Origin of the sequence: Sorangium sp. KYC3313 (assembly GCF_052075895.1) — a bacterium.
Taxonomy (GTDB): domain Bacteria; phylum Myxococcota_A; class Polyangia; order Polyangiales; family Polyangiaceae; genus Sorangium; species Sorangium cellulosum_B.
In genome coordinates this window covers 8,097,860-8,111,524 of record NZ_CP197255.1, presented here as the reverse complement: position 1 = coordinate 8,111,524, position 13,665 = coordinate 8,097,860, and the positions used below count along the sequence as shown (strand labels likewise).

Annotated in this window: 10 protein-coding genes; all 10 read right to left on the bottom strand. The window is 68.0% G+C overall.

Going from position 1 to position 13,665, the window contains the following annotated elements; translation table 11 throughout:
* Positions 1-93: 93 nt before the first annotated feature.
* The 10 genes from ACSRUE_RS31265 to ACSRUE_RS31220 all read right to left on the bottom strand — a co-directional run bounded on the left by ACSRUE_RS31265 (position 94) and on the right by ACSRUE_RS31220 (position 13,596).
* Positions 94-2,253, bottom strand: a complete 2,160-nt coding sequence (locus ACSRUE_RS31265; protein WP_441286781.1) for a family 43 glycosylhydrolase — start codon at positions 2,251-2,253, stop codon at positions 94-96.
* Positions 2,254-2,643: 390 nt separating this feature from the next.
* A complete protein-coding gene (gene yjfF / locus ACSRUE_RS31260) occupies positions 2,644-3,693 on the bottom strand; it encodes a galactofuranose ABC transporter, permease protein YjfF (RefSeq protein WP_437767894.1) in 1,050 nt (349 codons plus the stop codon).
* Positions 3,690-4,748 carry an ABC transporter permease gene (locus tag ACSRUE_RS31255; RefSeq protein ID WP_441286780.1) on the bottom strand — a complete coding sequence of 353 codons (1,059 nt, stop codon included), beginning with the start codon at positions 4,746-4,748 and terminating at the stop codon, positions 3,690-3,692. The genes yjfF and ACSRUE_RS31255 overlap by 4 nt, the downstream gene beginning before the upstream one ends.
* A complete protein-coding gene (locus tag ACSRUE_RS31250) occupies positions 4,745-6,268 on the bottom strand; it encodes a sugar ABC transporter ATP-binding protein (protein WP_441286779.1) in 1,524 nt (507 codons plus the stop codon). The genes ACSRUE_RS31255 and ACSRUE_RS31250 overlap by 4 nt, the downstream gene beginning before the upstream one ends.
* A gap of 36 nt (positions 6,269-6,304) precedes the next feature.
* A complete protein-coding gene (locus tag ACSRUE_RS31245; RefSeq protein WP_441286778.1) occupies positions 6,305-7,276 on the bottom strand; it encodes an ABC transporter substrate-binding protein in 972 nt (323 codons plus the stop codon).
* Positions 7,277-7,362: 86 nt separating this feature from the next.
* Positions 7,363-8,013, bottom strand: coding sequence for an L-ribulose-5-phosphate 4-epimerase AraD (araD, locus tag ACSRUE_RS31240; protein WP_441293149.1), 651 nt, complete (start codon positions 8,011-8,013; stop codon positions 7,363-7,365).
* Between the two features lie 58 nt (positions 8,014-8,071).
* Complete coding sequence (gene araA / locus ACSRUE_RS31235) at positions 8,072-9,577, bottom strand: L-arabinose isomerase (RefSeq protein ID WP_441286777.1); 1,506 nt, start codon at positions 9,575-9,577, stop codon at positions 8,072-8,074.
* Positions 9,578-9,588: 11 nt separating this feature from the next.
* Positions 9,589-11,283 (bottom strand): ribulokinase, encoded by a 1,695-nt coding sequence (locus ACSRUE_RS31230; RefSeq protein WP_441286776.1) that lies wholly within the window; start codon positions 11,281-11,283, stop codon positions 9,589-9,591.
* A 331-nt stretch (positions 11,284-11,614) separates the two neighbouring features.
* Positions 11,615-12,166, bottom strand: coding sequence for a hypothetical protein (locus tag ACSRUE_RS31225; RefSeq protein WP_441286775.1), 552 nt, complete (start codon positions 12,164-12,166; stop codon positions 11,615-11,617).
* Complete coding sequence (locus ACSRUE_RS31220; RefSeq protein WP_441286774.1) at positions 12,163-13,596, bottom strand: M64 family metallopeptidase; 1,434 nt, start codon at positions 13,594-13,596, stop codon at positions 12,163-12,165. Before ACSRUE_RS31220 ends, ACSRUE_RS31225 begins: the two co-directional genes overlap by 4 nt.
* Between the last annotated feature and the right edge of the window lie 69 nt (positions 13,597-13,665).

Genomic DNA, 13,665 nt, shown 5'->3' with positions numbered 1-13,665 from the left:
CAGCTTCCTCGCTGCTCGCGGCCGTCAGGCCGGCCGGGAAGGGAGGGTCCGCCGGCGACTCCGCCGGCGGCTTTGCCACCCATGGCGGGCAGGTCAGTTGGTGGGCACGAAACGCAGCGATGCGAGGCGCACGAGCTCGCCCTGGCCGCCCTTCACCTTCAAGTAGACCTCGTGCGTGCCCGACGTGGGCGCCACGTTGCACGTCGTCGTCGTCCACTTCTCCCAGCCGTCGGTACCGGGGAGGGCGCAGGTGCCGATCATCGAGCCGCCTGCCAGCGGATCGATCCAGACCTCCACGGTGCCGCCGTCCCCGGCGCTCGAGGCCTCCAGCGCGATCGCCTTCGACTGTACACCCCCGCTGCCGAGGTCGACGCTCCCGAACATGGCCCAATCGCCGTTCTCCAGATCACCGAGCACCGGCCCCGCCGACGTGCTCGACACGACCTGGGCACCGGACTGCTGGTCCGCCTCCGCGGCCGGGATCGGGGTGAATCCGTCACGATAGGTGAACAGGTCGAAGTAGGCACGGCTATTGGTCGCGAACATGCCGGCCTGGTTGCCAATCCAGGTGTGAGCCATGGCATAGAACCCGTCGAGCGTGGAGATGTCGACCTCGGTGCCTACCTGGGTCCATTCGACGCCATCCGTGCTGAACCAGCCCGTAGCCTTGTGCTCGGAGCGGACCAGCTTCAGCCAGACCGCTTTCCCGGAGGGTGCGGGGACCGACGCGCCCACGACGACCGGCTCGGCAAGCTCGCTGTACGCAGCCCCCGCCTCGGCCGGGGCCTGCACCGAGCGCGACCGGAAGGAGAAGCGAATCATGTCTTCCTCGCCCTCCATGACCCGCGCCACCGAGACGTCCATGATGGCGGGGAGCCTGAACTGCTCGCCGTCGTTCATCCACGTCGGGCAGGAAAGCACCTGCTCGTCCTGCCAGTAGCCGTTGCCCACGCGGATGCCGGCCGCGTCCCCGTCGGTCGCGGGCGTGAACTCGACCCTCGCGACCATGCTGCTCGAGTGCAGCGCGTCCTTTTGAACGACCCACGCGGTCTCTCCGGTACCCGGCGTGATCCGCAGCCACCCCGGACGATCCGCCACCGAGTACTTTTCCTCCGACGCGCCGTAGGTGGTCCACGCGGAGTTGATCGTGGCCGACGAGAAATCGTCGTTCACGGGCAGCAGGAAGGGCACGCCGCTCTGCGGCAGCTTGGGCGCGGACAGATTGCCCTTCTTGGTCGGGAATCGCGGGACCGGGATCGTCTTCCCGTTCACCTCTTGGTCGACCCAGGTCACCTCCAGCAGCAGCCCCTCGCGGCCAAGCCCCTGCCAGTCGCCGTTCTTCGAGGTCTTGGTGTCGTCGGTGCCCACGTTGCTGCAGTCGTACGAGTGGGCAAAGGCCCACCACGAGCCGTCCTCCAGCGCGATCGGCGACGTGGTGTGCTGGACGCCGGCGTACGGCTCCTCGCCGGTAAGGACATAGCCGAGCCACGTCCAGTCCTCGGCGGTGCTGCCGACCAGCTTCTTCGAAGCCCAGGCGTGCAGCTGGCCGCCGCAGGCCGTGTGCGTCGAGACGAAGTAGTAGTACCATTCGCCGCGCTTGGCCATCGTCGGCCCCTCGGCCCACTTGCTCCAGTCAGGATTCGTGAAATCGCCGCAGCCGCCGGTCTCCTGGTCCCAGTTGATGAAGCTCATGTCGATGCTCGACTCGGGCAGCAGCATCCCGGTGTCGGGATCGATCTCCGTGACCAGGTTGATGCCGAAGTCGTTGGGGTGATCCGCGTCCCATTTGCACAGGCCGTTCTTGATGATCATGTACGTCTTGCCGCTGTCGGGATCGACGAACACCGAATTGTCGGAGCCGGTCCCTCGTTCGTACGAGGTCTCGCTGCCGGGCGGCGTGTAGGGGAAGATGTCGACCTTGGTGGGCTCTGACCACGGGCCCTCGAGGCTCGGCGCCGAGGAGAAATGCTGGGTGGCCCCGATGGAGTAATAGACCCGGTACACATCGCCGGCCTTGACGATGAAGCCGCCCCAGGTGCCCTGGCCCGGGCCGAGCTGCGCCTCCAGCGCGGGAGCGGTGGAGTGGACCACCCGGTTCATGCGCTCCCAGTGGAGGAGATCCGTCGAGCGCAGGATCTCGAAGGCGGGCATCATGTGGAAGTTCGACCCGACCAGGTAGAAGGCGTCGCCTTCCCGGTAGATGTTCATGTCCGGGTGATCACCGGGCAGAACGGGGTTCTGGTAGGTCGTCACCTCGAAGGCCGCGTCGCCGTCGCCGCCCGCCCCACCGCCGCCGGCGTTCGGAGAGCCACCCGTGCCCCCGGAGCCGCCGTCGCCGCCGCCGCCGCCGTCGCCGCCGGTTCCACCTCCGGATCCGCCCTGCCCCGCGGAGCTTGTCGAGGTTGGCCCGGACGAGGTGCTAGATCCCGCCTGGCTGGGATTGGGCTCGTCCGAGCCGCACCCCATCGCGATCAATCCAATGAAAGTGACAATCCCTGCTGCATAAGAGCGCACGATGACCTCTCAGTTCCTTGTTGTGGATCCTTGAATTCCCGAGGGCTTCCGAATTGATCAATGAACGGGCACAAAAGTGCCTATCGGAGCCACACGGACCTTGGCGGAACGCACTTCATCCCCGTCCTGTCAGGCCGTACGGGCGCGCCGCTCGAAGAGCCGCTGGAGCAGGCAGGCGACCAGGAGAAGCAGGCCGATGACGATCTTGGTCCACCAGGAGCTGAGCGTGCCCTCGAACATGATGAGGGTCTGGATTGTGCCGTAGATGAGCACACCGAAGAGGGTGCCGACGACCGTACCATGGCCGCCGGTCAGCAGGGTCCCACCGATGACGACGGCGGCGATGGCGTCCATCTCCATTCCGCCGGCGTGCAACGCGTAGCCGGACACCATGTAGAACGTGAAGGCGATGCCCGCCAGCGCCGAGCAGAACCCGCTCAAGGTATAGATGAGCACCTTGGTCCGCGGCACCGGCAGGCCCATGAGCAGGGCGGATTGTTCGCTGCCGCCGATCGCATAGACCGTGCGGCCGAAGCTCGTGTAGTGGGCGACGTAGATGGCCGCGGCGAACAGCGCGAGCGCGATGACCACGTTCCAGGTGATCGAGGTGTCGAACAGGAACGGGATGCGGTGCGACGAGACGTCGACGTAGAAACCGTTGCGGATCGTGATGGAGTCGATGCTGATGAGGTAACAGAGCCCGCGCGCCAGGAACATGCCCGCCAGCGTGACGATGAAGGGCTGCACCTTGAAGTACTGGATGACGACCCCCATCACGAGGCCGATGCCCGACCCCATGGCCAGCACGAGCGGGATGACCACGGCAGGGCTCACGCCGTGCTTCTCGACGAGCGACGCCGAGACCATCGTGGTCAGCGCGATGACCGAGCCGACCGAGAGGTCGATCCCGCCGGAGAGGATGACGAAGGTCATCCCGATGGCGGTGATCAAGAGGAACGCATTGTCGATGAAGAAGTTGAGGAACACCTGCAGCGAGAAGAACCCGTTGAACAGGTACGACCCGGCCGCGAACATGAGCACGAACAGGCTGCTGGTGACCGCGAGCGGCAGGTGCCTCGGGTCGATCCGGACGGAGCGCCCGGTCGCGGCGGTGGTGCCGCTCCGTCCGGTCGCGGCGATGGTGCCGCTCCGTCCGGTCACGGCGGCGGTGTCGATCATGGTGTGACCACTCTCCTCGTCCGTTGCTTTGCGATGAGATCCCTGACCTTCTGCGATTGCAGGATGGTGATCAGGAAGACGACGAGCGCCTTCACCACCAGGTTGACCTCCGGGGGCACGCCGGCTGAGTAGATGGTGGTGGTGAGCGTCTGGATGATCAGGGCGCCGATGACGCTCCCCGCCAGCGTGAATTTGCCCCCGGAGAGCGATGTTCCGCCCAGGACCACGGCCAGGATGGCGTCGAGCTCGAAGAGGAGGCCCGCGTTGTTCCCGTCGGCGCTCTTGACGTTCGAGCTCACGATGAGCCCGGCGATGCCGGCGCACAGGCCGCACACGGCGTAACAGGCGAAGGTGATCGTGCGCGCGCGGATCCCGGCCAGCCGCGAGGCGACCGGGTTCACGCCGATCGCCTCGATGAACATGCCGAGCGCGGTCTTGCGGGTCAAGAGCCAGACGACGGCGCTCACGCCCGCCACGATGAACAGCGAGACCGGGATCCCCAGGAGGAAGCCGTTCCCGATGACGTGATACGGGCTGTAGTAGATGGTGATGATCTGGCCGCCCGTGATGAGCTGGGCGATGCCTCGCCCCGTGACGAGCAGGATCAGGGTCGCGATGATCGGCTGCATGCCGAAGATCGACACCAGCGTGCCGTTCCACATGCCGAGCGCCAGCGCCACGCCCAGCGCGCTCCAGACGACGATCGGCAGCGGGACACGCGTCGCGTCCGCCATGCCGGTCCCGCCGCTCGGCGAGAGCTCGCCGCCGATCAGCACCGCCGCGACCGCGCCGGAGATGGCCACGACCGCGCCGACGGAGATGTCGATGCCGCGGGTGGCGATCACCAGGGTGAGCCCCATGGCGATGATCATGAGCGGCGATGCGCGGTTCAGGATGTCGATGACGCTGCCGTAGAGGTGGCCGTCCTTGACCGTGATCGCGAAGAATTGCGGATTGCTGAGGAGGTTGAACAGCAGGAGGGAGCCGAGCATCGCCAGCGGCCAGAACGTGCTCCCGCTGGCGAGCCGGCGCAGGGAGGCGGCGGGCGCGCTCACGGCTGACCTCCCGCGATGATCTGGTAGACCGCCTGCTCGTCGGTCTTGTCCGTGGCGAGCTCCGCCACCTTGCGCCGGTCGCGCAGGACGACGACCTGGTCCGAGTAGCGCAGCGCCTCGGCCATCTCCGAGGAGACGAGCACCACCGCCATGCCCCGATCGCAGAGCTCCATGACCTTGCCCATGATCTCGCCCTTGGCCGCCACGTCGATGCCGCGGGTCGGCTCGTCGAGGATGAGCATGCGCGGATCGGTCGCCAGCCAGCGAGCCAGGAGCGCCTTCTGCTGGTTGCCGCCGCTCAGCTTGGAGATGGGCACCTCCGCGTCGGCCGCCACGATGCCGAGCCGTTGGATGTAGCGGCGGGCGATGTCGTCCTGCTCGTCCCGGGACAGGTTGCGGAAGATGCCGCGCTTGGCCTGGAGGGCGACGACGATGTTCTCGCGCAGCGAGAGGTCGCCGAGGATCCCCTCGACCTTCCGGTCCTCGGGGCAGAAGCCGAGGCCGCGCGCGATCGCGTCGAGCGGCGAGCCGATGCGCGCCGGCTCCCCGTCGATCTCGATGGATCCCTGGTCCGCCCCGTCGAGCCCGAACAAGAGCCGCACCGTCTCCGTCTTTCCGGCGCCCAGGAGGCCGGCGAGGCCGAGCGCTTCGCCGCGCTGCACATCGAGATCGACATCGCTGACCGAGCCCTTCTTGCCGAGCCCTCGCGCCCGCAACAGGGGCGCCTGCCCGCCCGCCGGCATCGTCGCCCGCGCGCGCTCGGCCCGGGCCGGGCCGTCCTCCGCGACCTCGCGCCCGACCATCCGCGTGACGAGCTCCATGCGCGACAGCTCGGCGGCCGGCGTCTCGCTGACCAGCTGACCGTTCCTCAGCACCGTGATCCGGTCGGAGATCTCGAACACCTGGTCGAGGAAGTGCGAGATGAACAGGATCGCCATCCCCTGCGCCTTGAGCCGCTGGATGACCGCGAAGAGCGTCTTCACCTCGTCCTCGGCCAGGCTCGAGGTCGGCTCGTCGAGGACGAGGATCTTCGCCTTGGCGCAGAGCGCGCGGGCGATCGCGACGAGCTGCTGCACGGCGATCGAGAAGGTCGAGAGCGGCGCGGTGACGTCGACGTGGATGTTGAGGTCCGAGAGCAGGGCGCTCGCCTTCCGGCGCATCTCCCCCCACCGGATCGCGAAGACGCCGGCGTCCTCGCGCCCGAGGAAGATGTTCTCGGCCACGGAGAGGTTGGGGCAGAGGTTCACCTCCTGGAACACGGCGCTGATGCCGAGCGCCTGCGCGTCCTGCGGGCTCGAGGGCCTGATCTCCCGGCCCTCGAGCAGGATCTGACCGTCATCCGGGGGGTGGACGCCGGTCAGGACCTTGACCAGCGTCGATTTGCCCGCGCCGTTCTGCCCCATGAGCGTGTGCACCTCCCCGGGCAGCAGGCGAAAATCGACGGACGAGAGCGCCTGCACACCAGGAAATCCCTTGGAGATCCGCTTCATCTCGAGCACGGGCACGGCTCCGCTCTGCATCGCTCACGTCCTCCCCGGCGCCACCGTTACGCGCGCTCAGTACTTGCGCTTCGGGAACTCCTGAGCGGCGGTCTCCATCGGGAAGACGCCCTCCTCGGTGACGATGCGCTTCGGCAGCTGCTTGCCCTCCTTCAGGTCCTTCACAGCGCTCATCAGCTGCGGCCCGAGGAGGGGGCTGCACTCGACCGTCACGTTGAGCTTGCCGGCCATCATCGCCTCGAACGCGCCCTTCACCGCGTCGATCGAGATGATGAGGATGTCCTTGCCGGGTTTGAGCCCCGCCTCCTCGATGGCCTGGATCGCGCCGATCGCCATGTCGTCGTTGTGGGCGTAGAGGACGTTGATGTTCTTGCCCTCCGCCTTGAGGAAGGCCTCCATGACCTCCTTGCCCTTGGCGCGCGTGAAGTCGCCCGTCTGGGATCGGATGATCTTGAACTGGGGCTTGTCCTTGATGACCTCCTCGAACCCCTTCTTGCGATCGATCGCGGGGGCCGAGCCGACGGTGCCCTGCAGCTCGACGATGTTGATCGGGTCCTTCTGGTCCTTCGTCTTCTCGACCAGCCACTTCGCGGCGCGGCGGCCCTCCTCGACGAAGTCCGACCCCATGAAGCTGACCCAGAGGCTGTCGTCCTTCGTGTCCACCGCGCGATCGGTCAGGATGACGGGGATCTTGGCCTCCTTGGCCTCGCGCAGGACGGGCTCCCAGCCGGTCTCGACCACGGGCGAGAAGGCGATGACGTCGACCTTCTGGGCGATGAACGACCGGATGGCCTTGATCTGGTTCTCCTGCTTCTGCTGCGCGTCGGAGAGCTTGAGATCGATCCCGGCCGCCTTGGCGGACTCCTCGATCGACTTCGTGTTCGCGGTCCGCCACTCGCTCTCCGCGCCGATCTGGGAGAACCCGAGCGTGATCTGCTTATTTTCCTTTTGACAGCCCGGCCCGACCAGGATCAGCGCCAGCCCGGCCAGCGCCACCATCCCCGTGGTGACAAAGTTTCTCCTCTTCATGGCGCAGCTCCTCTCCTCTCGTCGTCCATCGCCTCGTTCCATGAGGCACCTCGCTCATCCTCGCCGTCGTCCTCCGACGTCCGGCGTCACTTCTGCCCGTAATACGCCCGCTTCCCGTGCTTCCGGTCGAAGTGCTTGCGCACGAGCGCGTCGGGCAGGCGCGCGGCGCCCGGGTGGATCGTGCGGGTGATGAAGGCCATCCTCGCGATCTCCTCAAGCACGGCCGCATTGTACACCGCTTTCTCGGCGTCCTCTCCCCACGCGAACGGGCCGTGTCCCGCCACCAGCACCATGGGTGTGTGAAGCGGGTTACGATCCTTGAAGCACTCGATGATCTGCTTGCCCGTCTCCGTCTCGTAATCGCCCTCCACGGCGTCCGGCCGCATCACCTCGGTGCAGGGTACGTCCTCGGCCAGGTGATCCGCGTGCGTCGTACCGTAGATCGGGATCGGGGTCCCTGTCTGCGCCCAGCCGGTCGCGTAGGTCGAGTGCGTGTGCACCACGCCGCCCAACCCGCGGAAGCTCGAGTAGAGAACGATATGCGTCCTGGTGTCCGAGGAGGGGCGGAGGTGTCCCTCCACCACCTTCCCCTCCAGATCGACCACGACCATGTCGTCGGCCGACAGCCGCTCGTAAGGGACGCCGCTCGGCTTGATCGCCAGGACGCCCCTGTCGCGATCGAACGCCGAGACGTTGCCGAACGTGTAGATCGCGAGCCCCCGGCGCGGGATCTCCATGTTCGCCGTGAAGGCGCGCTCGCGCAGCTCTCGATAGGTCGCGCTCACGTCATGGCCCTCAGTGCGCCAGCCGGTAGGCGAGATCGTTCCAGCGGAGCTCGTTCTTGAGCGAGCGGATGTCGGTCCCTTCGCCGATGCGGACCAGCTCGACGCCGGCGATGGAGGCGAAGTCCTCCACGTGCGCCATGGTCACGGCGCGGCTGTGGGCACAGTGATGGGCGCCTCCAGCCAGGATCCACGCCTCGCAGGCGAGCCTGAAATCGGGCTTCGGGATCCACACCGCGCGCGCCACAGGCAGCTTCGGCATCGCCTTGTCGGGCGCCACCGACTCGAGCTCGTTGGCGACGATCCGCATACGGCCGCCCATGTCGATCATGGCAACGTTCACAGCGGGCCCGACCCCGGCGTCGAAGACGAGCCGGCACGGGTCCCCCTTGCCGCCGATCGAGAGCGGGTGGATCTCCAGCGACGGCCTCCCGGCGGCGATCGAGGGACAGATCTCCAGCATGTGGGCGCCGAGGACGCGCTCTCGCCCCGGGACCAGGTGATACGTGTAGTCCTCCATGAAGGAGACGCCCCCGCGCAGGCCCGTCGCCATGACCTTCAGGGCGCGGACGAGGCCGCAGGACTTCCAGTCGCCCTCCGCCCCGAAGCCGTAGCCGTCGTCCATGAGCCGCTGCACCGCGAGGCCGGGGAGCTGCTTGAGCCCGTGCAGATCCTCGAAGGTCGTGGTGAAGCCGCCGAAGCCGCCCTCCTTCAGGAAGGAGCGCATCGCCGCCTCCTGCCTCGCCGCGTACCGCAGATCGCCGTGTCGATCTCCGCCCCTCCTCAGGGCGGGAGCGATGGTGTACGCCTCGTCGTACTCCGCCACCAGGCGATCGACCTCGCGCTCGTCGACGTCGGCGATGCGGCCCACGAGATCGCCCACGCCATAGCCGTTCACCGACCAGCCGAACTTGACCTGCGCCTCGACGCGGTCGCCGCCGGTGACCGCCACCTCTCGCATGTTCATGCCGCCGAAGCGCGCGATCTTGAGCCGCCGCCCGTCGAGGATGGCGCAGGCGGCGCGCGCCCAGACGTCGAGCTTGGCGAGGACGTCGCTGTCCGTCCAGTGGCCGACGACGACCCTCCGGTCGATGCGCAGGCGAGCGCCGATGTACCCGAACTCGCGGTCCCCATGGGCCGACTGGTTCAGGTTCATGAAGTCCATGTCGATGCTGTCCCAGGGCAGCTCGCGGCCGTACTGCGTGTGCAGGTGCGCGATCGGCTTCTCCAGGCGCTTGAGCCCCGCGATCCACATCTTCGCGGGCGAGAACGTGTGCATCCACGTGATCACGCCGGCGCACCGCGGCGACGCGTTGGCCTCGCGACAGACGGCGAGGATCGCCTCGGAGCTCTTGAGCGTCGGCTTCCAGACGACCCTGACGGGGAGCTTGCCCGATGCGTCGAGGTACGCGGCGATCTCCCGCGCGTGTTCGGCGACCTGCTTCAGCGCCTCCTCACCGTAGAGGTCCTGACTGCCGGTCAAGAACCACACCTCGAAGCCTTCTCGAAGATCCTGCATGGCGATCCCGCTCATTGCGTCAACTCCCTCTCCACAAACGATCCCAGCGCGACGTAATCCCGATACAGCGCGTCATAGAGCCTGGCGCGCGTGGGATCCGGCAGATACCGGGCCTCGGTCCCAGGCGACATCGCGCGCTGCGCGTCCTCGACGGTGGCGTGAAGGCCGGCGGCGGTCGCGGCGAACATCGCCGCGCCCAGCGCGACCGGCTGCTCGCCGGCGCGGACCTCGACCGTCATGTCGAGCACGTCCGAGAGGACCTGCATGGTGAGGGGGCTCTTGCGCGCGACGCCGCCGACACCGATGATGCCGTCGATGCGGAGCCCCTCGGAGCGGAAGCGCTCGACGATGGCGCGCGATCCGAAGGCGATCCCCTCCACGAGCGCGCGGTAGATCCGCGGCGCGTCCGTTCCCAGATCGAGGCCGACGATGGCGCCCCTGAGCCGCTGGTCCGCGTCCGGGGTCCTGCGCCCATTCAGCCAGTCGAGCGCCAGCACGGAGCTCCGCGCCGGCGGGATCTCCGCGGCTGCCCGCTCCAGCTCGGGGATGATCCGCTCGATCGCCGCTTCGGCGAGCGTCACGTCGGCGACCGTCGTCCGGAGCGAGTTGCCGTCGCCGGGCAGGGCAGGGAGGATGGCGAGGAGCGGCCAGCTGAGGAGCTGCTTGAACCAGGCAAAGACGTCACCGAAGGCGGACTGCCCCGCTTCGTAGCCGATCGCGCCCGGGAGGATCGAGCCGTCGACCTGGCCGCAGATCCCGGCGACGAGGACCTCCGGCGCGCCGCTCTTCGGGACGACGAGCATATCGCACGTGCTCGTGCCCATGACCTTGAGCAGGCGGTTCGGCTGGATGTTGCCGCCGACCGCGCCCATGTGCGCGTCGAAGGCGCCGACGGCGACGACGGCGTCGTCCGGGACGCCGAGCGTCGCGGCCCACCCGGGCGAGATCGTCCCGAAGGGCACGTCGGCGGTCCAGGTCTGCGAGCCGAGGGTGGCCTTGAGCGCGGGCAGGCGCGGATGGAGCCTCGCCAGGAAATCGTTCGAGGGATAACCGTCGAACTCCGGGTGCCACATCGCCTTGTGCCCGGCGGCGCAGCGGCTCCGCTTGATCTGCCGGAGGTCGTCGGTGCCGGTCAGGACGGCGGGGATCCAGTCGCAGTGCTCCAGGACGGTGACCGCCGCGCGCGCGACCGCCGGATTGGTCTCGAGGACGTGGAGCACCTTGGCCCAGAACCACTCGGACGAGTACACCCCGCCCTCGTACTTCGTGTAGTCCACGCCGCCCCAGGTCCGGGCGACGCTGTTGATCCGCGCCGCCTCGGCCACCGCGGTGTGGTCCTTCCAGAGGATGAACATCGCGTCCGGGTCCTCCTCGAAGCGTGGGCTGAGCGAGAGAGGCCTGCCCTTCGCGTCGGCCAGGACCGGCGTGGATCCGGTCGTATCGACCGCGATCCCGCGCACGTGCGCGGCGACGTCGCTGCCCGCCTGGTCCAGCGCCGCGCGGATGGACGCCTCCATGGCATGCAGGTAGTCGAGCGGATGCTGCCGGAACCGGTGCGCGCGCGGGTCGCAATAGAGGCCCTGCGCCCAGCGCTGGTAGGACGCGACCGAGGCCCCCGCGAGCTCGCCGTTCCGCGCGTCCGCGACGACCGCCCGAACGGAGTCGGTGCCGAAATCGATCCCTATGACGAATGTTCCCTTGCGCATGACGACCCGTTGGCCGGGCTAAGCCAGTTAAGGATGTGCCCCGCGTTCAATGTGAACGTTCACAATGTGACTGTCAATCACAATCTACCGGATCGCGACGCTTCTCCGTCCCGGAGGATGAACCAGGCTGCAACTCTACTCTCGTGCGGTCAGGCCGGGAGGGGGCGATGGTCCGCAGGCTCACGCGACGACCGCGACCACGACCACGTGAACGCTCACGACCACGATCACGCCCACGTGAACGTTCACGTTGGTGACCGATGGTGCTGGAGCGGGCTTCGTGCCCTGAGCGTGAGCGAACGAGCTTGGCGAACGCCTGTGTGGATGCGGTTCAGCCGCCTTCGAGGCAGATCCTGCGCATGAAGCGCCTCACGGTCGAGGCGCGATGCTCGGCGTAGTAGCCCTCCGCCGCCGCTCTCGACGCCTCGCCCGGCGCGTCGAGGCAGTTTGCGATGATCTCGTAGCCGTCCTGGAGATGGTTCGGGTCGCCGGGGTGCGTGCGACGATATTCGTGCACGAGCTCCCGCATACGCGCGCCGTTCCGCGCGCTCATCGCGTCGTTGAGCAGCCCGATCAGGCCGTTCTCATGCTGGATCTCGACGTGGCGCTGCGTGATGGGGTGGGGGTGGGCGGGGCCGTGGTGGCGGTCGTCGGGGCTCGGCCCGATGACGGGCAGGTCGTCGATCGCCGCGGCGAGCACGGTGCTGCCGGCCGATGCCGGTCGTTCGTTCGACTCACGGCGCGGCGCCTCCTCTCGCGACGCCTCGTGCCGAGAGGAAGGCAGCGGTCGCGCGTCGGGCTCTCGAGAGCGATGCACGAGGTAAAGCGCCGCGCCGAGGAGCAGCAGCGCGGCGACGGACCAGCGCCTGCGCGCCGACCTCATGGAATCGTCACGGTCCACGTCACCGTCTCTCGCGAGCGGGGCCAGTTGTCGCGACCCCAGCAGGGATCGTAGTAGCGGGGATTGGTCGAGGGAGGAGGGTCGAGGCACTCGCCGCTGCGGTAGCGCACCAGCTCTTCGCCGGCGTTGTCGTAGGCCTCGGCGACGATGGTGTGGGTGCCCGAAGCGAGGCCCGCCGCGGCGACGTTGTAGACGGGGCCGCCGTCCGTCGCGATCACCTCGCCGTCGAGCGTCCAATCCACGCTGATGACGTCGGGATCGATCACCTTGACCGCGAGCGTCGCCGGATCCGTGACGGCCCCTGCCGGCGGATCGGCCGAGTCGATCGGCTTGATGCGCATCCAGATGTCCATGATCATCTTCTCGCGCGAGACCGGGTTGAAGCTCGTGTTCTTGTTGTCTCCGAACAGGCTGTTCATCATCGAGTTCGAGGACGGGCGGTACTGTCCGCTGTCCACGTAGCGGCTGCCGATGAACGTGCCCTGGACGCCCGTGGCGTCGGCGGCGTCGTACTCCAGCCACTTGTCCCATTTGCCCGCCGTCGTCGTGCAGTTGCCCGTGGTGTTCACCTCGACGTACTCCGTGCCGCTGCCGCTGCACGTGTTCGCGCCGCAGGCAGAGCCCGTCGCCTTGGCGCAATACTCGTCGGCGAGCTGATGGAAGCCGTGGCCACCTTCGTGCAGGGCCGCTCCGGCGGCTTCCCCATGCCCGCCGGACCAGAGCATCCAGGCCGAGCCCGTGTTCCACCAACGATCGTTGTTCAAGACGATGGCGTGCCAGTCGACCTCGAATTCCTCGGGGAGGTTCGCCTTGAGCGCCTGATCCGCCGCGCGGGTGTCGCACTCCGCGAGGCGGCTCTCGTCGTCGCCCGTGCAGCCGAGCGCTCCAGGGATGCCGTTCGAGCGGCTGACCAGCTTGACGGCGCAGATGTTGACGAACTTGCGGTACCTGCCGTACGGCTCGCCGATCGGGCTGCTGAAGCGCTTGGCCATCGCCTCCTCGATGTGCTCGAGGTACGTGGTGTTCACAGTCGTGGCGTCGTAGCCGTCGCCCACGATGACGTAGTTGATGCGGTTCTCCGGTGGGCCCGCGCTCTCGATGGCCACGCCGTTCGCGCCGCAATCGAGGACGTAAGCGGAGTCGCCTCCTCCTGTGCCGCCGGGCACGAAGCTCCCCCCGGCGCCCGTGCCGGTCGGGCCGCTCCCGGCCGCGCTGCCCGCGCCGCCTGCGCCGCCGGAGCCCGGAGCTCCGCTGCCTGTTGCTCCGCTGCTGGCAGCGCCGCCGGACGCGGAGGTGCTGCTCTCCGACGTGCCGCCGCCGTTGGTCGCCGCCGCGGGGCTGTCCGGCGCCTCGCCGCAGGCGCAGAGCGTCATGAGGCTCAAGAGGTGCAGGTGGAAGCTCGACTTCATCATGTCCACCTCACCACCTTTCGCAGGCGGCGTCCACGCCAAGCTCCGCCGTATCCCATCCCCGAGGCTTCC

Excerpts from the sequence above, each read along its gene's own strand:
- ACSRUE_RS31220 (WP_441286774.1), bottom strand. The coding sequence starts at position 13,596 with ATGATGAAGTCGAGCTTCCACCTGCACCTCTTGAGCCTCATGACGCTC.
- ACSRUE_RS31250 (WP_441286779.1), bottom strand. The coding sequence starts at position 6,268 with ATGCAGAGCGGAGCCGTGCCCGTGCTCGAGATGAAGCGGATCTCCAAG.
- araD (WP_441293149.1), bottom strand. The coding sequence starts at position 8,013 with ATGGAGATCCCGCGCCGGGGGCTCGCGATCTACACGTTCGGCAACGTC.
- ACSRUE_RS31225 (WP_441286775.1), bottom strand. The coding sequence starts at position 12,166 with ATGAGGTCGGCGCGCAGGCGCTGGTCCGTCGCCGCGCTGCTGCTCCTC.
- ACSRUE_RS31230 (WP_441286776.1), bottom strand. The coding sequence starts at position 11,283 with ATGCGCAAGGGAACATTCGTCATAGGGATCGATTTCGGCACCGACTCC.
- araA (WP_441286777.1), bottom strand. The coding sequence starts at position 9,577 with ATGCAGGATCTTCGAGAAGGCTTCGAGGTGTGGTTCTTGACCGGCAGT.
- yjfF (WP_437767894.1), bottom strand. The coding sequence starts at position 3,693 with ATGATCGACACCGCCGCCGTGACCGGACGGAGCGGCACCATCGCCGCG.
- ACSRUE_RS31245 (WP_441286778.1), bottom strand. The coding sequence starts at position 7,276 with ATGAAGAGGAGAAACTTTGTCACCACGGGGATGGTGGCGCTGGCCGGG.